This window comes from Mesorhizobium sp. CA5 (assembly GCF_020165105.1).
GTDB lineage: Bacteria > Pseudomonadota > Alphaproteobacteria > Rhizobiales > Rhizobiaceae > Mesorhizobium.
In genome coordinates this window covers 343401-367199 of the sequence record NZ_JAIUHJ010000001.1, presented here as the reverse complement: position 1 = coordinate 367199, position 23799 = coordinate 343401, and the positions used below count along the sequence as shown (strand labels likewise).

Genomic DNA, 23799 nt, shown 5'->3' with positions numbered 1-23799 from the left:
CCGGGCATCTCCCCCGCAAGGGGGGAGATTAGTCTCCCCGCCGTCCGCGCCCTCCCTCAAACGTTGCCCTTGCCCCTGTCCTCCCAAGCCCCATTTCCATCCGCTCAAGCGTCCAGCAATCGGAGCCCGACGCCCCATGAATGACCAAGTCACCATCAGTCCCACCACCCTTTCCCTCAATCTCACCATCAATGGCCGGACCCACGCGCTGGAAATCGAACCACGCGTGACGCTGCTCGATGCGCTGCGCGAACGGCTCCACCTCACCGGCACCAAGAAAGGCTGCGACCAGGGCCAGTGCGGCGCCTGCACCGTGCATGTCGACGGCGAGCGCGTGCTGGCCTGCCTGACGCTCGCGGCCCAAGTCGAAGGGCGCTCGATCACCACTATCGAGGGTCTTGCCGGCGAGGACGGCACGCTGCATGCCGTGCAGGCCGCGTTCCTCGAGCAGGATGCCTTCCAGTGCGGCTATTGCACGCCGGGACAGATCATGTCGGCGGTGGCCTGCATCCGCGAGGGCCATGCCGGCTCCGATGATGAGATCCGTGAATACATGGCCGGCAATCTTTGCCGCTGCGGCGCCTATCCGCACATCGTCGCCGCCGTTCGGCAGGCCGCACAGGAGCTGCGCTCGTGAGAGATTTTTCCTACTTCCGCGCCGACAATATCGAGGCCGCGCGCAACGCCGCCGCTCTTCCCGGCGCCATGTTGCTTGCAGGCGGCACCACGCTCATCGACCTCGCCAAATGCGGCGTCGCCGAACCCTCGACCGTCATCGACATCAGCCACATCGAAGGGCTCAAGGCCATCGATGTCACCGCCGACCGCGCCGTGATCGGCGCGCTGGCCAGGATGAGCCATGTCGCCGACCACGCCTCCGTGAAGAGCTGCTTCCCGGCCGTATCGGAAGCCCTGTGGCAGGCGGCCTCGGCTCAGCTGCGCAACATGGCGACCATCGGCGGCAACCTGATGCAGCGCACGCGCTGCCCCTATTTCCGCGATCCGCAAAACTTCCCGGCCTGCAACAAGCGCGCGCCCGGCAGCGGCTGCTCGGCGATCGGCGGCGCGACGCGCGGCCATGCCGTGCTCGGCGTCAGCGAGGCCTGCATCGCCACCTATCCGGGCGATCTCGCCGTGGCGCTCGTCGCCTTCGACGCCGAGGTCGATCTCGGCGGGCGCAAGCTCAAGGTCGAGGACTTCTTCCTTGCGCCGGGCGCCACCGCCGAGCAGGAGCACGACATCCGCCCCGGCGAAGTGATCACCGCAGTAGAGATCCCAGGCTCGGCCGCGGCCAGACGCTCGACCTACATCAAGGTGCGCGACCGCCAGTCCTATGAGTTCGCGGCGGCAAGCGCGGCCGTCGGGCTGGAGCTTGAATGCGACGGCCGCACCGTGCGCGACATCCGCGTCGCGCTCGGCGGCGTCGCCACGAAACCGTGGCGGGCGCGCGCCGTCGAAGAGGCGCTGAAAGGCAAGCCGCTCGACGAAGCCACGATCCGCAAGGCGAGCGAGCTCGCCATGGAGGGCGCCGTCGACCATGGCGCCAACCACTGCAAGATTGCGCTGGCGCCGCGCGTGATCGCGCGCGCCATTCTCAAATTGGGAGAGACGGCATGACCGTTCATGACATGAAACACGCCGCGTCCGACAGCGCGCGCCTCGAAGCGGTCGGCGGGCGGCTGTCGCGCGTCGACGGCCCGGCCAAGATCACGGGCGCAGCGAAATATGCCTTCGAGCAGCAGCTCGAGGGGCTGACGCATGCGGTGCTGGTCGGCGCAACGATTGCCGCCGGCAAGGTGACGGCGATCGACGCCCGCGCGGCCGAGACCGCGCCCGGTGTGCTCGCTGTGCTGACGCCTGACACCATCATGGAATTGAGGGGCGCATCGGACTGGCTCGGCAACCCGCCCTCGCAGCCGACCTACGCGCCGCTCGTGCGCGAGGTCACCTTTTCCGGCCAGCATATCGCGGCGGTGGTGGCCGAGACATTCGAGCAGGCGGTCGCCGCCGCGGCGCTGGTCAAGGTGTGGTATGACGAGACGCCGGCCATCGTCGACCTGAGCGACGGCAAGGCGGGCGACGGCATCCCGATCGACGCCATGACCAAGGAATGGGGCGACGCTGAAGCCGCCTTCGCCGAAGCGCCTGTGCGCATCTGCGCGGCCTACAACACGCCGCGCGAATTCCAGGCGGCGATGGAGCCGCATGGGCTCATCGCGCGCTGGGAAGGCGACGAGCTGACCATCTGGGAGCCCAGCCAATGGCTCGACGGCATGGCGCGCACCTATGCCGAGTGGTTTTCCGTGCCGTTCGCGAATGTGCGGCTGGTCTCACCCTATATCGGCGGCGGCTTCGGCTCCAAGGCGCTGGCGCTGGCGCACAGCGCGGTTGCGGCGGCTGCCGCCAGAATGCTCGACCGGCCGGTGAAGCTGGTGCTCACCCGCCCGCAGAATTTTACGTCCTATGGCGGTCGCGCGGCGACGCGTCAGACCGTTGCGATCGGCGCCGACAGGGATGGCAAGATCCAGTCGATCGTGCATCGCGGTGTCAACGAGACCGCGGTCGACGGGACGTGGGTCGAGCCGCTCGGCTCTGTCACCTCGATCATGTATGCCACGCCCAACTTCTCCTCGAAGCAGAATGTGGTGCGGGTCAATACGGTGGTGCCCGGCGCAAAACGCGCGCCTGGCGAGAACCCGAGCGCCTTCGGCATCGAAAGCGCCATCGACGAGCTTGCCTATGAGCTCGGTATCGATCCGCTGGAGATGCGGCTGATCAATTATGCCGAGCAGGACCCGCATGCGAAGAAGGCGTGGTCGACACGCCAGTTGCGCGAGGCCTTTGCCGCCGGCGCGGAAGCGTTCGGCTGGGCGAAGCGCAGCAACCCGCCGCGCTCGATGCGCGACGGCCGCCAGCTCATCGGCTGGGGTGTCGCGGCCGGCACCTATCCGGTGCGGCGCGCGCATGGCGAGGCGGTGGTGAAGCTGCTTTCCGACGGTTCGGTCGAAGTCGAAAGCTCGTCCATCGACATGGGCCAAGGCACTTACACGATCCTGGCGCAGACCGCGGCCGAGACGCTTGGCGTGCCGGTGGAGCGGGTGGCGGTGAAGCTCGGCGACTCGCATTTCGCCCGCGCCGGCGTCACCGGCGGCTCGCGACTTGCCGGCGTCATGACCGGCGCGGTCCACAAGGCGGCCGGCCAGGCGTTGGACGAGCTGATCGGGCTCGCGCTTTCCGACCCGCGCTCGCCGTTCCAGAAGCTGCAGGCGAACACGCTGCAAGTGAGGGATGGCCGCATCGCCTCGCCGCGCGGCGAAGGGCCGGACCTGTCGATCGCCGACTTCATGATGGCGATCGGCCGCGACCAAATCGAAGCCAAGGGCGACACGCTGCCGGCCAGCACGACGCCGGAAGAGCGTTACAAGAACTACACCACGATAGCCATGTCGATCCCGCACACCGAGGGCGACTATTCGCGCCATTCCTGGTGCGCGCATTTCGTCGAGGTGCGCGTCGACGAGGATTTCGGCACGGTGCGCGTGGCGCGCGTGGTGTCGGCGCTGGATTCAGGCCGGCTCTACAATCCGAAGCTGGCGGAAAGCCAGTGGAAGGGCGGCATCATCATGGGCATCGGCCAGGCGCTGCTCGAGGAAGGCATCGTCGATCGTCGCCACGGCCGCATCGTCAACGGCAATTTCGCCGACTACATGCTGCCGACCAATGCCGATATCCCGGACATCCAGACCATCTCGGTCGGCATCCCCGACCCGCACTCCTCCGCCCTTGGGGGCAAGGGCGTGGGCGAACTGGCGATCGTCGGCATCGCGCCGGCGATTGCCAACGCAGTGTTCCACGCGACAGGGAAAAGGGTGCGGGATCTGCCGATCACGCTTGAGAAGCTGATCTGAGCTCGACGCCAGGGACGGCCCCGCCCTGGCCGGCGGCACGTGTCGCGCCGACGGGCCGAGCGCGCCGCAACGCTTTCCCGGTCAGTGTGGCCATGCAGCCTCAGTCGATTGCCCGTCTGGACGCGGAGATTGGGTGTGAGTCTACCTGGCACCGCCCGGCGCCGACGAGGAACCCGGCGCGGCCAGCTCAGCGGCGGGCGGCAGCCTGATCAGTCCCGAAAGGCATGCCTATGTCCGAAATCAGTTTGACGAGATCGGCTTGGCGCCTCGTGCCGGTCTTGGCGAATATCCGGTTGAGATGGGTCTTCAAAGTGTTTTCACTGATGCCGAGCGATGAGGCGCTCCTGGACGCGGGCAATCCGCTGCCGATCCGCAGGAGGACCCGGGCCTCCGCGGGAGTAAGATCGAACAGCGTCGTGAGAACGGCCTCCGGCAGCGGAGAAGAGGACGTCGTGGTCGATACGAAGACGGCAGCGCAGGCGGGCCGGAAAGCCGCGCGCGCGGTTCCTTCGGTCAGCGGCAACACATAGGCTACGGCGGGCGGTTGACCCGGCGCTGAAACGGGCAGCCCTATGCCGCGAGAGCCAAGCGAAGCATCTGCGCCGGCGGCGCTGGCTAATGCTTCCGCCAAAGCGCGGGCGACCGCCGGATTCTGCGGTTGGAGCAGGCCCTTCCTGGAAAGAATGGGACCCTGCCCGGAAAACATCCGGTCGGCAGCCCCATTCGCATAGAGGATTGCTCCGTCGGCGCCGGCAAAAACGACAGGCACGGCGAGATGGTCGAGCGCTTCGCGATAGAAATTGGCGGTAATGCGGGTCTGATCGAGCAGATCTCCAATCAGGGAAGCGCGACGCAGATGCGGCGAGAGCAATGCCAGGAACCGCTGCTCTTCAACGGTTATGATACCCCTGTTGGCACGCGTGGTGCAGCCCATGAGCCCAATCCGGTCCGGCGTGTGAACGAATTTGGTGATGCAAGCCTCGCGCAATCCCTGCGGCCCGGCCCAATTCTGGAAGAACGGCGTTTGCTGGAGCTCGGCCTCGCTCATATGCGACAGCGTCGCAACAGGCGTGTCGATGTCGCCAATGACCGCGGCCTTCAATCCGGGAATTTCGTCAAAGTCATAATCTTCCTGGAGCGCGCGCATTTGCACCGGATCCCAAGCTGATTGAGCCGCGAAACGGCCCTGATTGTCAGCGGTGCTGGCCAGCGCGACAGTGGTATAGGCAGCGTCGACAGCTTCGGTGACCCGGGTCATCACTCCGGTCCAGCCTTCCGGATTCAAAACGCAATCATAAATTTCACCGATAATCGAATAAAGTACTTCGCTGCCCAGCCTCTCCACCACGCCCCCTGACATGCCCTGCCCCGCATGAGGGATGAGCGAAAAAAGATGAATACAGCAACAAATTGACAGCCGCCCGGCGCAAAAACGCCGATCCGTCTGGAAGGATTTCGCGACGTCATACTTTGGGGTGACGCCACGCCTGGTTGAACTCGATTAAGGGTCTAATGCGATCGGTCGAACGCCGAGCGATCAATGTCGCTTGTTATTCCCGGATTGGAAAGCATCGCGTTCGACAATTTTTGAAGCTGTAGCTTTTCGAGGTGTTCGATTGTCGCGAAAGACGGTGTTTTCATCGGCTCAGTTGCCCTCGCATCTCAATGAACGCGATCGGTTTTCCCTCTGGCAGGACACCCATGTCGCGGAGATATGGTCGGTTGAATACGGCATATCCGCAGACCTGCCTTTCGAGGCGGCGATCGAAGCCACGGCTGTCGGATCACTAGTTCTCGGCCAGATGTCCGGAACGATCAGGCATGCAACGAGGAAAGCAAGCAACATTGCCGACGACGGCAATGACGGATATCTCCTGCTGATCAACAAGGCCGACACCGTTTTGACCGGGGCGCAGGTCGGCCGCGAATACGGCGTCGGCAAGGGAGAAGCGGTCCTGGTCACGGCATCGGAAGCACTGAAAATGGTCGGTGCCGACCGGAATGTGTGGGCCAACGTGGTGGTCCCACGCGCCGTCCTCATACAGGCCTTCCCACAGATCGATGACAGGCTGGCGTTGAAGATCGGCGCCGAAAGCGAGGCTCTCGATCTTCTCAAGCGTTATTGCCAACTTCTCGAGACCGGCCGCCCCCTCGTCTCGGCCGATCTCATCACGCACGCAACGGACGTGATCGTCGATCTGATCGGTCTGGTGACGGGCGCGAAAGGTGAGGCTGCCGAATTGGCTGGCCTGCGCGGCCTGCGCGCGGCCAGGCTGCGGGCGGTCCTGGCCAACATCGCAGACAATTTCGCCCATCCTGGCATCTCCGCGCAGGGCGTCGCAAAGGAACTCCGTCTGTCGACGCGCTATATTCACGACATCCTCCAGGAGACGGGTATCAGCTTCTCCGAGCGTGTGCTCGAGCTGCGCTTGCAAAGCGCACATAAGATGCTCGCCCAAAGACACAATGACCGTATGCGGGTCAGCGAAATTGCAATGATGAGCGGATTCAGCGACGTGTCCTACTTCAATCGCTGCTTCCGCCGTCGCTTCGGCTACACGCCGACGAGCGCCAGATAGAACCGGGCGTCTCCCGAAATCGGTCAGGCGACGCGATTTCCGATTTACCCATTCGCTCTATCTGTTTGTTTTAGCCGCATTTCTGCGACGCCAAGCGACGCCGCTTGGCTGCAAAATGCTCGGTGGTGCCAAACCATCACAGCGCGCAGAAAAGAACCGGCATCTCTTTCCAGTCCAATTCCAGTGCGGCGCTGCCCAAGACAATGCCGGGCTCCAATGACATGTCACCTTCAGGGTGAAATGACTTGTCTGTCAGGGGATTAAATGCCGAAGAATGGATTTGAAGGCCGGAAGAAGGCGTTGAAATATCTGGCGTTGACGTCGACGGCGCTGATCGGCCTTGGCCAGCCAAGCGCCACGGCAGCCGAGATCTGGACCGGCGCGGCGTCCACGGATTGGTTCACCGCCGGAAACTGGAATCCCACCGCTGTCCCGACATCGAGCGACGACGTCACCCTCGACGCGGCGTTTCCGCACCCGGCCGTGGTCAATGCGCCGAGCGCAGCCGCGCAAAATCTGTTTGTTGGCACCATTGCGAGCTACACAGGCTCGCTGACGATTACGAACGGCGGCACGCTTGCCGACACCGCCGGCTATCTCGGCTACGCTTCGAACGCCCACAGCAAGGTAAGCGTCGTTGGAGCGGGCTCGCTCTGGAGCAACAGTTCCGACCTTTTCCTTGCCTTGGGCACCGACAGCACCGGCACCCTTACGATTTCAAACGGTGGCGCCGTGAGCGACACCGTGGGCCATGTCGGTTTCGGTCAGGGCACAGGCACGGTAACAGTGGACGGGACCGGCTCGACCTGGACCAACAGCGGCGATCTCTATATCGCCGAACGTGGCGTCGGCACACTGGACATCACCAATGGCGGCGCGGTCAACAATGCCACGGGCAGCATCGGTACGCATGCAGGCTCCAACGGCATGGTGACGGTCGACGGCGCGGGTTCGACCTGGACAAACTCTTCCCACCTGTACGTCGGCGATCAGGGCACCGGCGCGCTGAACATCTCGAGCGGCGGCAAGGTTAGCAATCTGAGCGGCATTCTAGGCAACCTGGCGGGCTCCACTGGCACAGCAACTGTCGACGGTGCTGGTTCGACCTGGGCGAACGCGGCCCTTGCGGTTGGAAACGCGGGCTTCGGCGCGCTGGAGATCACCAATGGCGGCGCAGTCACCAGTTCGGTGGGCTATGCCGGCTATGCCGCAGGCTCCAAAGGCCTGGTGACGGTCGACGGTGCCGGCTCGGCCTGGACCAACACTTCGGACCTCTTCATCGGCTTCCAGGGCCAGGGTGCGCTGACGGTCTCGAATGGCGGCGCGGTCAGCAACACCATCGGTATGATCGGCGCGCAGACGGGCTCTGTCGGCACAGCGGTGGTCACCGGTGCCAGCTCGACCTGGACCAGCAGTTCGAACTTCTATGTCGGCGATAGCGGCACCGGTGTGCTGACGATCGGAAATGGTGGCGCGGCCAGCAATGGTGAGGGCAATATCGCCGCGCAGGCAGGCTCCACCGGCATCGCGTTCGTCGATGGCGCCGGCTCGACCTGGACAAACAGCTCCAACCTGATGGTGGGCGATTTCGGTAACGGCACCCTGGCGATCTCTCACGGTGCCGTTGTCAGCAACACTTGGGCCGCTGTCGGCGCGAAGGCGGGCTCCATCGGCATGGTGTTCGTCGACGGCGCCGGCTCGACCTGGACCAACAGCTCCAACCTGGGTATTGGCGATTTCGGCGCCGGCACATTGGCGATAAGCAATGGCGGCGCGGTCAGCAGCGCCTCGGGCTATGTCGGCAACTCGGCGGGCTCGACTGGCGCGGTGTTCGTCGACGGCGCGGGATCAAAATGGACGAACAGCGGGAACCTCTACGTCGGAGGCCTCAGCAAGGGAACGTTGACGATCTCGAACGGCGGCGCGGTCAGCAATGACCTGGGCTACCTTGGCTTCGACGCGGCCTCGACCGGCGCGGCAACGGTCGACGGCGCCGGCTCGACCTGGACCAATAGCGGGAATCTCGTCGTCGGCTATCATGGTGCCGGCACACTGGCGATTTCAAACGGCGGCGCTGTCAGCGATACCAAGGGTTATGTCGCACTCGAAGCCGATTCGGCCGGCGGAGTCGTGGTCGATGGACCGGGTTCGACCTGGATGAATTCTGGCGACCTGTTCGTCGGTTTCAAGGGCGCGGGTACGCTCCAGGTCACCGATGGCGGTCACGTCCTCAACCAGGCCGCGATCCTCGGAGAATTCGATACCGCAACCGCGACCGTGACTGTGGACGGAGCGGGATCTTCCTGGAGCACCGATGACAGTCTTACCCTGGGAGGCGCCGGTCACGCGACACTTTCCATCTCCAACGGCGGCTCAGCAGATGCCAATTTCGTTTTTGTCGGCCAGGCGGCAGCAGCCACCGGTGCAATTACCGTCGACGGCGCGGGCTCGAAATGGACCAACAAGAACGGCATGTACCTTGGCGGTCTCGGAAGCGGCACTCTTGCGGTCACCAATGGCGGCGTCGCCTCCGGCGGCACCGCCTACATAGCGATCGCCACCGGTGCCACCGGACAGGCAACCGTCGACGGCCCGGCCGCGCTGTGGGAGATGCACGGCGATCTTGGGATCGGTTTCGGCGGCACGGCTTCGGTGACGCTCTCCAACGGCGGCGTCGCTCTGGTGGACGGCGTTACCGTGATCGCCAGCCAGGCCGGCTCGACCGGCACGCTGAACATCGGCGGCGCAGCGGGCACTGCTGCGACGGGCGCCGGCGTCCTCGATTCGGCCACGTTGCAGTTCGGCGCCGGCACCGGCACGCTCAATTTCAACCATACCAGCGCAAACAATGGCTTCGCTGCCGCGATCAGCGGACTGGGGACGATCAACCAGATCGCCGGCAACACCAAGTTGACCGGTAATTCCGCCGGGTTCACCGGGACGACGAACGTTCTCGGCGGCGGCCTCTATGTCAACGGCTCGCTCGGCGGCGCGATCAATGTCACCGGCGGCCTGCTTGGCGGATCGGGCACGGCAGGCAATGTGACCATTGCTTCGGGCGGGACCTTCGCCCCAGGCAATTCGATCGGCACGATCAATGTGAGCAATACAACCTTCTCGGCCGGTTCGATTTATGCCGTTGAAGTCGAAAGCGGCGGCACATCCGATCTGATCAGCGCCACCGGCGCCGTGACGATCGGCGGCGGCACGGTCGTCGTCATCCCCTATCCGGATTATGCGACCGGAACGACCTACACGATCGTCACGGCGGCGGGCGGTGTCACCGGTGCCTTCGACAAGGCCAGTCTCGAAGGCTCGATCTTCATTGCGCCGACGCTGACCTATGACGCGAACAATGTCTATCTCAACCTGGCCAAGGCAAGCTTTGCCAGCGTTGGCCTGACGCCGAACCAGATCGCCACCGGCGGCGGAGCGGATAGTCTGGGCGTCGGCAATCCGCTCTTCGATGCCATCTTTGCCTTGCCGAGCAAGGCAGCCGCCCAGGACGCCTTCGACCAGCTTTCCGGCGAAATTCACGCCTCGGCCAAGGGGATGCTCCTCGAGGACAGCCGCTTCATCCGCGACGCCGCCACCAGGCGGATCAGCGCCGCGTTTGGCGATGCCGACGCAGCCGCGTTGCCGGTCATGGCCTATGGCGAGGGCGGGCCGGAAATGGTCGCGGCCGACACCGATCGCGTCGCCGTCTGGGGCCAAGCTTTCGGCTCGTGGGGGCATGTCGGCAGCGACGGCAATGCCGCCGCCTTCGATCGTTCGACCGGGGGGCTGCTGGTCGGCGCCGATAGCCTGGTCGGGGACTGGCGCGTCGGCGCCATAGGCGGCTACAGCCATTCGAGTTTCGACGCCGACGCTCGCCGTTCCAGCGGCGCCGGCGACAATTATCATCTCGGGCTCTACGGGGGCACCAACTGGGGCGCCATCGCGTTCCGCACCGGCGCCGCCTACAGCTGGAACAGCATCTCGACAAAGCGCGCGGTTGCCTTCAATGGCTTCGCCGGTCAACTGTCGGCCGACTACGACGCCGGCACGGCACAGGTGTTCGGCGAACTCGCTTACAAGGTCGATGCCGGGCGCTTCAAGTTCGAGCCCTTCGCCAATCTCGCCTATGTCAGCGTGCACACCGACGGCTTCGCCGAGAAAGGTGGCGGTGCAGCCCTGACCAGCGCAAGCTCAACTGCCAACGCGACCTTCACCACGCTCGGGCTGCGCGCCTCGACCGGCCTGACCCTGGGCAGCATCGAGGCAACCGCGCGCGGCACGCTCGGCTGGCGCCATGCCTTCGGCGATGTCACGCCGACTTCGACTTTCGCTTTCGCCGGCGGCAACGCCTTCACCATTGCCGGCGTGCCCATCGCCAGGGACAGCGTGGTGATCGAGGCCGGTTTCGACCTGCCGATCTCGGCCAATGCCACGCTCGGCCTGTCCTACACCGGTCAGTTCGGCTCCCATAAGGCCGACAACGGCGTCAAGGCCAACCTCGACCTCCAGTTCTGATGGCGAAAGGTGAGAAGGATCGGGAGTAGCGTGAGAACGCTCGGTCGACGGAGCCCGGCCGAATATGGCAAGGGCTCGGGCGGCGAGGCGGATTGAAGCTCCCACATCTTCCTGTCAGGGAAGTCGGCTTCAGGGAGACCGAGAGATTCATTGCTTTCGCCCACTCCAGCGTCGGCTCTTCCTACCAATCCAAGCCGAACACCAGCTTGCCGAAATGCAGGCCGCCGGCGGCCATGTAGGTGTAGGCTTCGGTCGCCTCGTTTTGTGAAAACACCTTGTCGACGACCGGCTCGATCCGGGCGGCGCCGATGGCACGGGCAGCGTCGCGCAGGTCCGAGACCGATCCGGTGTTGTTGCCCACCACCTTCAGCGCCTTGATGATGATCGGCAGCAGATTGACCGTGGCCTCGGCGCCGGTGACGAAGCCGATGGTGAACAGCGTGCCGCCGGGGGCGGTGGCGTTGACGGCGCGCGCGAAGGTGGCGGTGCCGCCGGTCTCGACGACGAGGTCGGCGCCGAGGCCATCGGTCAGTTCCAGCACCTTGCCGTCCCAATCCGGTGTCGCGCGGTAATTGATCAGGTGATCGGCGCCGAGCGCCTTGGCCCGCTCGAGCTTCTCGTCCGAGGACGACGTGATGATGACGGTGGCCCCGGCCGCCTTGGCAAGCTGCAGGGTGAAGATCGAGACGCCGCCCGTGCCGAGCAGCACGACGACGGAGCCCGGCCCGACATCGGCGGCGCGGATGGCGTTCCACGCGGTGGTGCCGGCGATCGGCAAGGTCGAGGCCGCCCCGAAGGAGAGATGCGCCGGGACCGGCACGACCGAGTTGGCCGGCAGCGCGACATATTCGGCCAGCGACCCGGGCAACGAGATGCCGCGCATCTGCGTCATCTCGTGGGGACGCGGCCGGCCGCCGATCCAGCGCGGCTTGGCGTGGGCAACAACGCGGTCGCCAGTTTTGAATGTCGTCACGCCCTCGCCCAGCGCGACGATCTCGCCGGCGCCGTCGGCGACGGGAACGAGCGGAAACACCGGGCCGGGATAATTGCCGCTCGCAACGGCGACATCGACGAAGTTCAGGCTCGCCGCACGCTGGCGGATCAGCACCTCGCCGCGTTGCGGTTCGGGCGTGGCGATGCTGGCGGCGCGGAAGGCGTCGAGCCGGGGTTGGCTGAGTTCGATGGCTTTCATGGGTTCACTCCGTGCGTGGTCGATGGACGATTGAGCGAACCTAGCTGCTGCGCTACTACTCGATAATCGTTGGACTTTGCATTTGAGTATTGCAAATCATGCAGAAATCAGTTGAGCCCTCCGCCCTTGCCGAAATGGCGGCCTTCGCGGCCGTCGCCGAGGCGTGCTCCTTCACCAGGGCGGCAGCGAGAGTCGGGCGCGACGCGACCATTCTGTCGCGCCGTCTCCAATCGCTGGAAGAGCGGCTGGGGGTGCGGCTGCTCCACCGCACCACGCGCAGCGTGTCGCTTACCGAGGCGGGCGCGGAATTCCTGTTGCGCGTGCGCGCCATCCTGGCTTCGGTCGACGAGGCCGAGGCGGCCGCATCGGCGCATGCCGCCGGCGGGCCGCGCGGCCTGCTCAAGCTGGCGCTGCCGGGGACCTTCGGACGCATGTGGATCGGGCCGCTCTTGCCGCAATTCCTGGTGGAGTTTCCCGAGGTCCACATCGAGGCAGAGTTCTCCAACCGCTTCGCCGATCTCGTCGCCGAGAATTTCGACGTCGCCGTACGGCTGGGCAGCCTGGAGGACTCGCGCCTGGTGGCGCGCAAGGTGGCGACGCGCCGCCGGCTGCTCTGCGCCGCGCCCTCCTACCTCGCCAGAAGGGGCAGGCCGGAAACGCCGCAGGCGCTGCTGGAGCATAGCTGCCTGGGTTTCTCCGGCTTCCAGACCTTTCCCGCCTGGGAGATGACCGACCGCGAGGGCCGGCGCGTGCGCATCGAGGTTTCGGGGCCGTTGGTCAGCGACGACGCCGAGGTGCTGGTCGAGGCCGCCGTGCAGGGCGTCGGCTTGATGATGAGCACCGACTGGCTGGTGGGGCGCGAGCTCGCCGACGGCCGGCTGGTGCCGATCCTGGAAGACTGGACACTTGCCGACGAGGGCGCGGTCTATGTCGTCATGCCCTCGGCCAAGGGTCAGGCCGCCAAGACCCGCGCCTTCGCCGACTGGATCGGCAAGTGCTTCGCGCCTGAGCCGCCGTGGCGAAAGTAAGCGCGAGATAGCGGGCATTCGCGCCGGCGATCGCGAACGCCGCGTTCGCAGGACAAGGTTTCTCGCCCCAGAAGGGGATAGCCACAAGGGGACAGGCAGTTCCGGCTGCTGCGCCCTACCCTTTTGCCTCCAGCAAATTCGCATCCCGCGCCAGCCGCCAGCGGCCGTCATTCTCCTTGCGCAGCAGCGTCAGCGTATAGCCGGACCGCCGCACCGGCTCGCCGCCGGGCGGTGTCGCCGTCATATCGATGCGGTTGCGGATATAGGCCCAGTCGCCGAGCAGTTTGAGCTCGACGATCTCGCTATCACCGTCGATCTTGGTCTCGCCCATGCCCCTGGAGGCCGCGGCGAAGGCTTCCTTGCCGAAGGGCTCCTTGCCGGGAACCATGAAGACGACATCGTCTGTCATCAGGCCAAGCACGGTCTCCAGATCGCCTTTCCGGCTCGCCGCCATCCAGGTCTCGACCACCTGGCGGATCGCGGTTGCGTCATCGGTCATCGCTTTACCTCCTTGCAATCGTCGGCGGTCGGATTTGTCGTCAATACCTGGTGCAATCGCCGTCGCCGGCAACGCCGCGGACGAACCCGAGCGCTATCGCCCGCGTTTTGCGACGAAGGAGGTCGCCCGGTTGCGCATGGCAGGCCTAAACTTCCGCAATGAAATCGTGACGAGGCCGGGCGGCTCGCAGATCTTGCTGGTCGACTCTTCCGGCAATCTGCTGGAATTGTTCGAGCCGGCCAAGAGCACTTAAGCGAGATCCATTCAGGAGAGATTGGCCGCTCGCCGACTTTCGCCAATCTCTATATGATGCCCGCCACGGTGGGGGGATCGACTATGAAAAGCGCACTGGCAATCGTCACACTTGCCCTTCTAGCCACCCCTTTCGCCCATGCCGCGCCTTGCGCCTGGTCCGCCCGGATGGAGGAGGACGAAGGCGGCAGCGTGATGACGGCTTCGGTGTGCGGCGGGCCGAAGGGCGATGCGCATCTGATGCTGGCCTGCTTCGACAAGCCGGTGCTGAGCTATGATCTCGGCGCCGCGGGCGGGCAGCTGGAGCCCGGCATCGGCGGATCCTTCACCTTCAAGGCCGGCGGCAAGAGCGTGACCAAAAAGCTCGAGCTCGAGGCGATGTACAATTACTTCACGGCCGAACTCTCCGGCCCCGCCGACCCGTTGCTGGCGCTGCTGCGCGGCAATGGCGAGGTGACGGTCTCGGCCGACAAATACGGCGCGGCGAGCTTTGCGCTGAAAGGCTCAGGTGCTGCGATCGGCAAGGTGCTGGCAGAATGCGGCAAGGGTTCGGGCGGCGAGGCCGATTGACTCTGCCGACGAGGGAAGACCGGCAGCGTCAACGCCTCATTTGCCCTGCCCTTTCATGAATTGCCCGAGCAGTTCCACCGGCAGCGGGAATACCACCGTGGACGAGCGCTCGCCGGCGATGTCGTGCAGGGCCTCGAAATAGCGCAGCTGCATGGCCTGCGGCTCGGCCGCAAGCATGCGGCCGGCCTCGACCAGCTTCGCCGCCGCCTGCTGCTCGCCGTCGGCATTGATCACCTTGGCGCGGCGCAGCCGCTCGGCCTCGGCCTGCTTGGCGATGGCGCGGATCATGCTTTCGTTCAGGTCGACATGCTTGATCTCGACATTGGAGACCTTGATGCCCCAGGCATCGGTGCGCTGGTCGAGGATCTCCTGGATATCGCTGTTGAGCTTGTCGCGTTCGGCTAGCATCTCGTCGAGCTCATGCTTGCCGAGCACCGAGCGCAGCGTGGTCTGCGCCAGCTGGTTGGTGGCGGCCATGAAATCCTCGACTTGGATGATTGCCCGCTCGGCGTCGACGATGCGGAAATAGAGCACGGCGTTGACCTTGACCGAGACGTTGTCGCGCGAGATGACATCCTGCGGCGGCACATCCTGGACGACCACGCGCAGATCGACCCGCACCATCTGCTGGACGAACGGGATGAGGATGATGAGGCCAGGGCCCTTGACCCCGGTGAAGCGGCCGAGCGTAAAGACCACGCCGCGTTCATATTCCCTCAGGATGCGGATGGCGGCCGCCAGGAAGATGATCACCAGCAGCGCAATGATGAGATAGGCCACGTAACCGACCATCATTTCACTCCGTTGTTGCTCGCATCACGACGCCGCACGGTCAGCACGAGGTCGCTGACGTCGATCACCTCGACCCTGTCGCCGGGTACGACGGGTTCGTCGGCCCTCGCCCGCCAACGTTCGCCCAAGGCCAGCACATGGCCCTCGCCGCCCTGCCAGTCGATGATCTCGACGGGCAGGCCGCGCATCGCCTCGCCGCCGACGCGCGGCGGGTTCCTGCGCGCCGTCCAGACATAGGTTCCGGTGAGCAGCGCCAGTCCGAGCGTCAGCACGGCGGCGGGGCCGATGACCGCCCACGACATGGCAAAGCCCGGCCCTTCGATCCTGAGCAGCATGGCCGAGCCGAGCAGGAAAGCGGCGACGCCGCCCAACCCCAGCACCACGGTGGGGTTGAAGGCCTCGATGATCAGGAAGGCGATGCCGAGCAGCATCAGCGCCAGGCCGGTATAGTTGATCGGCAAGAGGTTGAGCGCATAGAGCCCGAGCACCAGGCAGATGGTGCCGATGACGCCGGGCGCCACGGCGCCCGGGCTGGTGAACTCGAAGACGAGGCCATAGACGCCGACCAGCATCAGGATGACGGCGGTGTTCGGGTCGGTGATGACGGAGAGCAGCCGTATGAACCAGCCAGGCTCCAGCGTCTCGACCGGCAGCCCTTTCGTCGCCAGCACTTTCTTGGCGCCGGCGACATCGACGGTGCGCCCGTCGGCAAGCTGCAGCAACTCGGTAGCGTCGCGGGCGACGAAGTCGATGACATGCTCCTGCAGGGCGGCGTTGGCCGACAAGCTCGCTGCCTCGCGCACCGCCTTCTCGCCCCAGTCGCCGTTGCGGCCGCGCATCTCGGCGAGCGAGCGGATGAGCGCGACCGCGTCATTGGTCACCTTGGCCATCATCTCGTCGCCGGGCGGCTCGGCGACGCCCTTCTGGTTCCTGTCCTTGTCGCCGCCCGGCAGCGACGGCAGCCCGCCTATCTCGACCGGCGTCGCCGCGCCCAGATTGGTGCCCGGCGCCATGGCCGCGACATGGGTTGCGTAAAGAATGTAGGTGCCGGCGCTCGCCGCATGGCCGCCGGCCGGCGCGACGTAGCCGATGACGGGCACGGGCGAGGCCAGAATGTCGGCGATCATCTCGCGCATCGAGGTGACCAGGCCGCCCGGCGTGTCGAGCTGAAGGACGAGCACTTCGGCGTTGCGTTGAGCAGCAGTATCGAGCGCCTCCTCGAGCTGCCTGGTGCTGGCCGGCCCGATAGCGCCGTCAATGGCAACGCTCAACGCGACCTTCCCGCTCCCGGTCGAGGAGAAGGAAGAAACGGCAGCCGCGGCCAGGAGGGCAACGGCGAAAAGGGCCACCCGCGCGAAGGTCACGCTCGAAGCTCCATGAGCTCAAATATGGGTTGTGCCGTGGCGAAGTCCAATGAGCGTCGAAGGGCGCCTGCGCCAACCGTCGGCGGCTGCGGTTGGGCGCCATGCTTCAGGCCAGCGCGCTGAAAGCGCTGCGCAGCGGAATCGGTCCTGAAGAGACAAATCAAAAAAAAGCGCTCCCAGCCCGTGTCTGATCGCACGAGCCGGGGCGCGGGGCGTCAATAGTCGGAGCCGCCCTCGACGACGACCCGACGATGATGGTGCCGGTGGATCGAACTCGTGACGACCACGTCCTGACGACGGTGATGGCGATAACGCCAGCTACGCTTGCCATTGTCATAGAAGGCGACCGTGCCGTGATGGCGGTGATGCAAGCGATGGCCCTCGTCATTGATGATGATGGCGGGGCGGTGATGATAATGATGCCTGTGATGCGTCCTGATGACGACATCGGCCTCGGCCGCCGAAGCGACGGCGGGTGCGGCGACGCAGAGCGCCAGGGCAGCAAGAAGCACTGTTTTCATTGCTTTATTCCTGATTCCTGAATCATCCCTTCGGCTGGGTAAACCGCTGCCTGTCGCTTTGGTTCCGGGGAGGACGACATGCGCCATCCGCTCCGGCGCGCGGTCGAGATCGGGTGGGAGGATGGGCCGGCGCCGCAGAGGGCGGGGGTTCGTTGGGGTAGCTGAGGCACCGGCCGAAGGCGGAATGGGCACCGCCGCGTGTCAGAATATGCTCCCCGTGCGGTGACGAAATTGCGCGATCGCGGAAGGGACGGCGTGGCGCCGAAGCTGCCGCTCTCCCCAGATTACGCGATCCGCCCTCTCCGCCCAGCCACCGCTATCGCGACCGCCAACGCCACCAACCCCGTGGCCGCCGCGAAGGTGAACACCATGCCGCCGGCGACCGCTACCGGCGCTGCCGTCGCGACATCCTTGGTGCCCACGGCGAAGGCGAACACCGCGCCCATCACCGCCGTGCCGGTAACAAGGCCGAGATTGCGCGACAGGCTCAGCATGCCCGACACCACGCCGCGCTCGGAGCTGTCGACGTCGGCCATGACGGCGGTGTTGTTGGCCGCCTGGAAGAGCTGGTAGCCGGGCGTCAGCAGGATGATCGCCGCCACGTAGCCGACGACACCGAAGACGCCCGGCAGCACGGCGAGCGCGACGCAGCCGGCGACCATCAGCACCAGCCCGGCCATGATCATCGCGGCAGCGCCGAGGCGGTCGACGACACGCCCGGCAATGATGCCGCAGAACGCCGAGACCACGGGCCCGATCGACATCACGGCTCCGGTCGCAGCGTCGCCGAGGCCCAGCGCACGCGACAGGAAGAACGGGCCGACGACCAGCGTGGCCATCATCACCGTCGAGACCAGCGCGTTCATGGCAAGGCTCGGCGCCAGCACCGGGTCGCGCAACAGCGCGAGCTTGACCAGCGGCGACGCCACCTTGGCTTCGGCGACGACGAACAGCGCCGCGCCAACAATTGCCCCGCCTAGCAGCGCCATGTTCAGGCCACCCATATGATCGCGCCCCATGGTCATGGCCAGCGCGTAGGCGGCAAGCGTGGCGGCAAGCAGCAGCGTCCCCAGCATATCGAAACGCGCGGCTCCTTTCGCCTCTGCGCAGTCGATGCCTGCCCCTTTGTCGCCCGGTAAAAAGCGCCAGGCGGCAAGCAGCGCGACGGCGCCGAGCGCGGCGTTGATGAGGAAGATCGAGCGCCAGCCGAGAGCTGCGATCAGCACGCCGCCGAGTGAGGGGCCAAGCGCCGTGCCGATCGCCGACATGGTGCCGAGCAGGCCCATGGCGCTGCCGGTGCGTTGCTTCGGCACCGTCTCGCCGACGAGGGCTATCGTGAGCGCCATCATCACCGCGGCGCCCAGGCCTTGCACGGCGCGGGCAGCGATCAGCATCGCCAGCGACGGCGCGAGCGCGGCGGCAAACGAAGCGGCGCTGAAAAGCGCCAGGCCGGCGATCAGCAGCAGCCGGCGGCCGACGACATCGCCGAGACGCCCGACGCTGACGATCAGCGCCGTGATGGCGAGCAGATAGGCGAGCACCACCCACTGCACTGCCGGAAAGGACGCGGCGAAGACCGCGCTCAACGTCGGCAGCGCGACATTGGTGATGCTGGTGCCGAGCGAGGAGACGAGCATGGCAAGCGACAGGCCCGCCAACGCGCCCGTCGTCGAATGGCGCAGGGGCGCGGCGCGGGTTTCGGCAATGTCGGCCATGATTTCTTCTCCGTCGGTTGAACTTGCGGGGAAGATAAGCGTGCGCATGACATGGCGGAACACGCAGCGTATGCACTTGAATAGTGCATCAGACGCCATGTCGCTTGACGAATCCGTGCTATGGTCGCGCCATGTCGCGACCCGATCTCAACCTGCTCGTCACGCTTGACGTGCTGCTTGCCGAAGGCAGCGTCGCCAAAGCCGCGCGACGCTTGAAGCTCAGCCCTTCGGCGATGAGCCGGGCGCTGGCGAGGCTACGCGCGGCGACCGGCGATCCGCTTCTGGTGCGCGCCGGGCGCGGCCTGGTGCCGACGCCGCGCGCTGTCGAGCTCGGCGGGCAGGTCGGGCGGCTGGTGAAGGAGGCGGAAGCGGTGCTGCGGCCTGCCGAGCGGCTCGACCTCGCGCGGCTTGGCCGCAGCTTCACGCTGCGAAACAGCGATGGTTTCGTCGAGAATTTCGGCCCGGCGCTGCTCGCCCGCGTGACTGAGGAAGCGCCGGGCGTGCAACTGCGTTTCGTGCCCAAGCCCGACAAGGACAGCGGCCCGATGCGCGAGGGCGCGGTCGATCTGGAGACCGGCGTGGTGGGCGGTTCGACCGGGCCGGAGGTGCGCGCGCAGGCGCTGTTCCGCGACCGCTTTGTCGGCGTCGCGCGGGCCGGCCATCCTTTGTGCGAAGGCCGGATCACCGCCGCGCGCTTCGCCGCCGGTCGGCACATATTGATCTCGCGCCGCGGCCTCGACCGCGGCCCGGTGGATGACGCCTTGCAACTCGCCGGGCTGACGCGGACAGTCGCGACCGTGGTCGGCGGCTTCGCCGAGGCGCTGGCGCTGGCGCGTGGCTCCGACCTCATCGCCACGGTGCCGGAACGCTATACCGGAACGCTGCGCGAGGGCCTGTTTACCTTCACGCTGCCGGTGAAGCTCGCCGCGCTGACGGTCTCGCTCTTGTGGCACCCGAGGCTCGACGCCGATCCGGCGCATCGCTGGCTGCGCGGGCTGGTGAAAGAGGTGTGCCGCCTTTCCTCTCCGCCGTTTCGCGAGGGCGAGGAACCCATGCTCTGATACGCCGCGGCACCGCGGAACCAACCGCGCGTTGCAGGCGAATGCCTTTATTACATTAGCTTCTACTAACTTATACTGTCGTACGCAGGACTAACCGTATCTGTTATGGAACCCGCGGCATAGTCAGCGCGTTGCCGGGCGCGTGAAATAGCCGGAGGCTCGCTTGAGCGAATTCAGGAAGTTCGCCTGCCCCCGGTGTCTGGGCGCCGGCAGGGTGTTCGAGTGCGAGAAACAGGTGGCGTCGAACGGCGCATGTTGTCCCTCTGGCGCGTTCCGCGACAATTGCCCTGGACAACGGGGTTCCTGCCAGGCCTGCAACGGAACCGGCCTGCGCGGCTACGGCGCGCCCTCTTCGATAGAGGAGTAAACCCGGCAGGCTTCGCTTTCGCTACACTTGGGAGTCTTGCCTTTCATTCGTAACTTCTAATATAATGCATAAGGACGAGAGCGGAGCGGCGGGCGCCCCGCATGACAATCTATCGTGTCGAGGAAATGGACGGCGAAGCCGTCGTCGCGGTCCATTCGGCCGCAGCAAAGACGCCTTTCGAGGCGGCTGAGAAGGCGCTTGGCCAGAAAGTCACTTTGCGCGCCGGCGCCGACAGATGGGTCCGCGTCGTCGATCTCACCGAGCGGCCGAAACCGGTCAGGCTCAGGCCCACGACATTCGAATTCAAGGCTATAGGCCAAAGGAAATAGCGCGCTCCGTTGTGCACTGGCGCCAGTGTGCACGAAGGGCGGCGAAGTCGCCGAGCAAACCGCCACGCACTTTTCCTGGCTTTAAGTGCTGGCGCCGCCCATCAGCGCGGCGACCAGGGTCGCCAGGAACACGAGCAGCCCCAAAGCGACCCGGTCCAGCCATGACCGCCGTCTGGCAAGAACCTCGAACAACCGTTTGGCCATCGCAACTTCCCCCATTCGGCGACACTCTATCACGTCTTTCATGAGCGGGTCATGAAACGGCTCACAGATAGATTCGATGCCGCTTTCAAGCGGAATCCGTCGTCGCCGGGCATCAATGCTGTACTGCCGAATTGCACCCAAAAAAAGTCGGGGTCGAAGCGACATGCCGGCCGGCGAAAAATCAGCCTGTTCAAGCGGATAGGATATGCGCGGGGCTGCCTGGTGGATGTCTGAAAAGCCCGGAATTCCGCCATTTCGTGGCTTTTCGCCGTGTCCCCGGCACGGCTGCAAAGCGTGCTTCGAGGACGAAAAGGCGGCTAAAAAGACGCTTCCGGGCCGCTGTCCGGCGGCGTTGACAGGGCACCGCGCCAATGGCACTCGGCAACCACTGGTCACGCCATGACCGTTGCTGTTGGGGACGGACGGGGTTTCAGCAGCTTGGCGGCGGCGCCGGACGGGCGGGCACCTTCGAGGTGTACCGCCCGCTCCTGGCCAGCCTCAATTTTCAAGCCGGATGTCGCGGGACCAAGCCGGAGCGTCACCGCCCCGATTCAACGCTTGACCGACAACGGCACCGCGGCCGCCAGTTCCCGGCGCCTGTCTGGCATCGGCCTCAAATATCGCCCAACCAGGCCTACCGACGGCATCGGCGCGTGATCGGATCGGATCTCAGAACGTAAAGTCCGAGGATGGCACTGCGGCCGTCACCGCCGAAAGCCTGTCACGCCCTCCCTTTATGTTGCACCGCGTTAGATTTGTTGCATTGCGATATGAGCCCGCAGGCGCAAGTCTTCCCCAAGGCGGGATACGAACGAGCTTGCGAGGTTCGTATTCGTGTCAGCATCAGCGCAGGATTTCCGGCCCGACATAGAAGGGTTGCGGGCGGTGGCCGTGGCGGGCGTCATCGCCTACCATTTCGGCCTGACCGCGCTGCCCGGCGGCTTTGCCGGGGTCGACATCTTCTTCGTCATCTCGGGCTATCTGATCACCCGCCATCTGGTCACCGAGATTTCCGGCACCGGCCGGCTCGACCTTCTGCGTTTCTACGCCCGGCGCGCGCGGCGTCTGCTGCCGGCGGCGCTTTTCGTCATCGTCGCCACACTTGCCGCCGGCGCGGTCATCCTGTCGCCGGAAGAACAGGCGCTCTATTCCAAGGGCGCCATGTTCGCCTCGGCCTATATGATCAATCTGTGGCTGATCCGCTGGTCGTTCGGCTATTTCGCCAATGACGCCGCGAGCAACCCGTTCATCCATTACTGGTCGCTGTCGGTCGAGGAACAATTCTACCTCGCCTGGCCGGCGCTGCTGATGCTGGCCGCCTGGCTGAAGCCGGGCAAACGCTCGATCATCATTGCAATCGCCGCGGCCGGCCTGGTCTCCTTTGTCCTCTGCGCCTGGCTGACGATCGTATCGCCACCCTGGGCGTTCTACTTTTCGCCGCTGCGCGCATGGGAATTTGCCGCCGGCGGCCTCGCATCGATGGTGCCGGCGCGGCTGTTGCAGGAGCGTCCGCGGCTGGGGCGGGCGTTGAGCCTGGCCGGACTGGCGATGATCGGGGTCGCTTATCTCACCTTCAGCGAGGACGCTCCCTTCCCCGGCTTTCTGGCGCTTCTGCCGGTGGCCGGCACAGTCCTTCTGCTCAAGGCGGGAGCGGCCGGCGTCAGGGACGGCACTCCTCGTTTGCGCAATTCCGAACGGAACTGCGTGAACGCCGCCCTGGCGCTGCCGCCTTTGCAATGGATCGGCAGGCTCTCCTATTCGCTCTATCTCTGGCATTGGCCGGTCATCGTCTATGCCGGCATGCTGGCGCCGGAGCTGACGCCTGCCGAGCGGCTCTATTGCCTTGCGCTGACACTCGCGCTGTCCATCCTCAGCTACCACCTCATCGAGAACCCGATCCGTCGCAGCGGCTGGCTGATGGCCAATGCGGCGCGGGCGCTGGTGCCGGCCCTCCTCCTGACCGGCACCGGCGTCGCAGCCGCCTATGGCAATGCCAGGCTCGCCGCGCATGATCTCGACCCGCGGCAGCGCATCATCGCCGCGAGCGCCGCCGAACCCTCCACGGCCCGCGCCAAAGCAGGCTGCGTGCTGGACTACGAGACGGTCACGCCGATCCCTTGTGTGTTCGGCGACGGCGGGCGCACCATAGCCCTGTTCGGCGACTCCCACGCCGACCACTGGTCGACGCCGCTGATCGAGGCGGGCCGGAAAAACGGCTACCGGGTGATGACCTGGCTGAAAAACTCCTGCCGCGCCTCGCGCATCAGCGTCTGGTCGTCCGAGCTGAAGCGCGCCTACGCAGAATGCGACCGCTGGCGCGAGCAGGCGATCAAGGAGATCATCCGCGCAAAGCCAGCGCTGGTGGTCATATCGGAACTGGCGCTGAGCAGCGGGCGCAAGATGGCGGGGCGCGACGGCGACATGGACAGTCAGGACGCCGACTGGCGGGCCGGCCTGCGCTCCACGCTCACCAGTCTGAGCCAAGCCGGCCTCAAGGTCGCCTTCATCCGCGACGTGCCATTCAACAACGCGAATGTCGACACCTGCGTGGCGCGGGCGCTTTGGCGGAACGAAACGCCCTCGCGCTGCGACCAGACGCGGGCCTATGCCGCCAACGACAAGATGGCGGCGGTGGAGCGCGATATTGTCGACAGCATCCCCAACGCTGCTTACGTCGACCTCACCGACCGCTTCTGCAGCGCCACCATTTGCCACGTCTTCATCGACGGCAAGCTCGCCTTCCGCGACCGGCACCATATGGCGACACCCTTCGCGAAATCGCTGGAGCCGGACGTGGAGAAGAGGGTGATTTCCAAAGTGGGAAGGTGATGCTGCCAATCTCCCCCTTGTGGGCTACGGCATGCACACATTTCCAAGCGGCTGGCCTTTGGCGATAGCGTGCATGG

18 protein-coding genes and 1 pseudogene are annotated in these 23799 nt (G+C 65.6%); 11 read left to right on the top strand and 8 right to left on the bottom strand.

Annotated features, from left to right (window positions below; all coding sequences use genetic code 11):
• The first annotated feature begins 136 nt into the window (after nt 1-136).
• The 3 genes from LB529_RS02005 to LB529_RS01995 are packed head-to-tail and all read left to right on the top strand — an operon-like array spanning nt 137 to nt 3908.
• The gene (locus tag LB529_RS02005; protein ID WP_224710016.1) at nt 137-637 is read left to right on the top strand and encodes a (2Fe-2S)-binding protein; all 501 of its coding nucleotides are present in this window, start codon (nt 137-139) and stop codon (nt 635-637) included.
• Nucleotides 634-1617 carry an FAD binding domain-containing protein gene (locus LB529_RS02000; RefSeq protein WP_224710015.1) on the top strand — a complete coding sequence of 328 codons (984 nt, stop codon included), beginning with the start codon at nt 634-636 and terminating at the stop codon, nt 1615-1617. The genes LB529_RS02005 and LB529_RS02000 overlap by 4 nt, the downstream gene beginning before the upstream one ends.
• Complete coding sequence (locus LB529_RS01995) at nt 1614-3908, top strand: xanthine dehydrogenase family protein molybdopterin-binding subunit (RefSeq protein WP_224710014.1); 2295 nt, start codon at nt 1614-1616, stop codon at nt 3906-3908. The genes LB529_RS02000 and LB529_RS01995 overlap by 4 nt, the downstream gene beginning before the upstream one ends.
• 187 nt (nt 3909-4095) lie before the next feature.
• Here LB529_RS01995 and LB529_RS01990 read toward each other — a convergent pair whose 3' ends face one another.
• Nucleotides 4096-5268 (bottom strand): helix-turn-helix transcriptional regulator, encoded by a 1173-nt coding sequence (locus tag LB529_RS01990; RefSeq protein WP_224710013.1) that lies wholly within the window; start codon nt 5266-5268, stop codon nt 4096-4098.
• A 256-nt stretch (nt 5269-5524) separates the two neighbouring features.
• Between LB529_RS01990 and LB529_RS01985 the strand changes: the two genes are divergently transcribed.
• Both LB529_RS01985 and LB529_RS01980 read left to right on the top strand, forming a co-directional pair.
• Nucleotides 5525-6487: an AraC family transcriptional regulator gene (locus LB529_RS01985; RefSeq protein ID WP_224710012.1), complete on the top strand. Its 963-nt coding sequence runs from the start codon at nt 5525-5527 to the stop codon at nt 6485-6487.
• Nucleotides 6488-6751: 264 nt separating this feature from the next.
• On the top strand, nt 6752-10999 hold the full coding sequence (locus LB529_RS01980; protein WP_224710011.1) for an autotransporter outer membrane beta-barrel domain-containing protein: 4248 nt from the start codon (nt 6752-6754) through the stop codon (nt 10997-10999).
• Nucleotides 11000-11180: 181 nt separating this feature from the next.
• On the opposite strand, the gene LB529_RS01975 is transcribed toward LB529_RS01980, so the two are convergent.
• A complete protein-coding gene (locus LB529_RS01975) occupies nt 11181-12191 on the bottom strand; it encodes a zinc-dependent alcohol dehydrogenase family protein (RefSeq protein ID WP_224549828.1) in 1011 nt (336 codons plus the stop codon).
• A 98-nt stretch (nt 12192-12289) separates the two neighbouring features.
• On the opposite strand from LB529_RS01975, the gene LB529_RS01970 reads away from it, so the two are divergent.
• Nucleotides 12290-13219 carry a LysR family transcriptional regulator gene (locus tag LB529_RS01970; RefSeq protein WP_224710010.1) on the top strand — a complete coding sequence of 310 codons (930 nt, stop codon included), beginning with the start codon at nt 12290-12292 and terminating at the stop codon, nt 13217-13219.
• Nucleotides 13220-13334: 115 nt separating this feature from the next.
• On the opposite strand, the gene LB529_RS01965 is transcribed toward LB529_RS01970, so the two are convergent.
• Complete coding sequence (locus LB529_RS01965) at nt 13335-13718, bottom strand: SgcJ/EcaC family oxidoreductase (RefSeq protein WP_095768312.1); 384 nt, start codon at nt 13716-13718, stop codon at nt 13335-13337.
• 118 nt (nt 13719-13836) lie between these two features.
• Here LB529_RS01965 and LB529_RS01960 point away from each other — a divergent pair.
• Both LB529_RS01960 and LB529_RS01955 read left to right on the top strand, forming a co-directional pair.
• Nucleotides 13837-13971: pseudogene (locus LB529_RS01960) on the top strand (VOC family protein); the annotation flags it as partial.
• Nucleotides 13972-14054: 83 nt separating this feature from the next.
• The gene (locus LB529_RS01955) at nt 14055-14540 is read left to right on the top strand and encodes a hypothetical protein (protein WP_224710009.1); all 486 of its coding nucleotides are present in this window, start codon (nt 14055-14057) and stop codon (nt 14538-14540) included.
• A 36-nt stretch (nt 14541-14576) separates the two neighbouring features.
• On the opposite strand, the gene LB529_RS01950 is transcribed toward LB529_RS01955, so the two are convergent.
• From LB529_RS01950 to LB529_RS01935, 4 genes are all read right to left on the bottom strand, one after another.
• Nucleotides 14577-15335 carry a slipin family protein gene (locus LB529_RS01950; RefSeq protein WP_095768310.1) on the bottom strand — a complete coding sequence of 253 codons (759 nt, stop codon included), beginning with the start codon at nt 15333-15335 and terminating at the stop codon, nt 14577-14579.
• Complete coding sequence (locus tag LB529_RS01945) at nt 15332-16696, bottom strand: NfeD family protein (protein ID WP_224710008.1); 1365 nt, start codon at nt 16694-16696, stop codon at nt 15332-15334. Before LB529_RS01945 ends, LB529_RS01950 begins: the two co-directional genes overlap by 4 nt.
• 215 nt (nt 16697-16911) lie before the next feature.
• Entirely contained in the window at nt 16912-17217 is a 306-nt protein-coding gene (locus LB529_RS01940) for a hypothetical protein (RefSeq protein WP_095768308.1), read from the bottom strand.
• A 284-nt stretch (nt 17218-17501) separates the two neighbouring features.
• Complete coding sequence (locus tag LB529_RS01935; protein WP_224710007.1) at nt 17502-18932, bottom strand: MFS transporter; 1431 nt, start codon at nt 18930-18932, stop codon at nt 17502-17504.
• 131 nt (nt 18933-19063) lie between these two features.
• Here LB529_RS01935 and LB529_RS01930 point away from each other — a divergent pair, with 131 nt between their 5' ends.
• Nucleotides 19064-19993: a LysR family transcriptional regulator gene (locus LB529_RS01930; RefSeq protein WP_224710006.1), complete on the top strand. Its 930-nt coding sequence runs from the start codon at nt 19064-19066 to the stop codon at nt 19991-19993.
• Nucleotides 19994-20461: 468 nt separating this feature from the next.
• Entirely contained in the window at nt 20462-20689 is a 228-nt protein-coding gene (locus LB529_RS01925; protein WP_095768306.1) for a hypothetical protein, read from the top strand.
• A gap of 81 nt (nt 20690-20770) precedes the next feature.
• On the opposite strand, the gene LB529_RS28940 is transcribed toward LB529_RS01925, so the two are convergent.
• Nucleotides 20771-20893: a hypothetical protein gene (locus LB529_RS28940; protein WP_263483512.1), complete on the bottom strand. Its 123-nt coding sequence runs from the start codon at nt 20891-20893 to the stop codon at nt 20771-20773.
• 834 nt (nt 20894-21727) lie between these two features.
• Between LB529_RS28940 and LB529_RS01920 the strand changes: the two genes are divergently transcribed.
• Nucleotides 21728-23722, top strand: coding sequence for an acyltransferase family protein (locus LB529_RS01920; RefSeq protein WP_224710005.1), 1995 nt, complete (start codon nt 21728-21730; stop codon nt 23720-23722).
• Nucleotides 23723-23799 lie beyond the last annotated feature (77 nt).

What these genes read in the sequence shown, in the direction of transcription:
- LB529_RS28940 (WP_263483512.1), bottom strand. Translation starts at nt 20,893, where the DNA reads ATGGCCAAACGGTTGTTCGAGGTTCTTGCCAGACGGCGGTCATGGCTG.
- LB529_RS01925 (WP_095768306.1), top strand. Translation starts at nt 20,462, where the DNA reads ATGACAATCTATCGTGTCGAGGAAATGGACGGCGAAGCCGTCGTCGCG.
- LB529_RS01965 (WP_095768312.1), bottom strand. Translation starts at nt 13,718, where the DNA reads ATGACCGATGACGCAACCGCGATCCGCCAGGTGGTCGAGACCTGGATG.
- LB529_RS01935 (WP_224710007.1), bottom strand. Translation starts at nt 18,932, where the DNA reads ATGGCCGACATTGCCGAAACCCGCGCCGCGCCCCTGCGCCATTCGACG.
- LB529_RS01970 (WP_224710010.1), top strand. Translation starts at nt 12,290, where the DNA reads ATGCAGAAATCAGTTGAGCCCTCCGCCCTTGCCGAAATGGCGGCCTTC.
- LB529_RS01990 (WP_224710013.1), bottom strand. Translation starts at nt 5,268, where the DNA reads ATGTCAGGGGGCGTGGTGGAGAGGCTGGGCAGCGAAGTACTTTATTCG.
- LB529_RS01930 (WP_224710006.1), top strand. Translation starts at nt 19,064, where the DNA reads ATGTCGCGACCCGATCTCAACCTGCTCGTCACGCTTGACGTGCTGCTT.
- LB529_RS01995 (WP_224710014.1), top strand. Translation starts at nt 1,614, where the DNA reads ATGACCGTTCATGACATGAAACACGCCGCGTCCGACAGCGCGCGCCTC.
- LB529_RS01975 (WP_224549828.1), bottom strand. Translation starts at nt 12,191, where the DNA reads ATGAAAGCCATCGAACTCAGCCAACCCCGGCTCGACGCCTTCCGCGCC.
- LB529_RS01980 (WP_224710011.1), top strand. Translation starts at nt 6,752, where the DNA reads ATGCCGAAGAATGGATTTGAAGGCCGGAAGAAGGCGTTGAAATATCTG.
- LB529_RS02005 (WP_224710016.1), top strand. Translation starts at nt 137, where the DNA reads ATGAATGACCAAGTCACCATCAGTCCCACCACCCTTTCCCTCAATCTC.
- LB529_RS01955 (WP_224710009.1), top strand. Translation starts at nt 14,055, where the DNA reads ATGAAAAGCGCACTGGCAATCGTCACACTTGCCCTTCTAGCCACCCCT.
- LB529_RS01940 (WP_095768308.1), bottom strand. Translation starts at nt 17,217, where the DNA reads ATGAAAACAGTGCTTCTTGCTGCCCTGGCGCTCTGCGTCGCCGCACCC.
- LB529_RS01950 (WP_095768310.1), bottom strand. Translation starts at nt 15,335, where the DNA reads ATGATGGTCGGTTACGTGGCCTATCTCATCATTGCGCTGCTGGTGATC.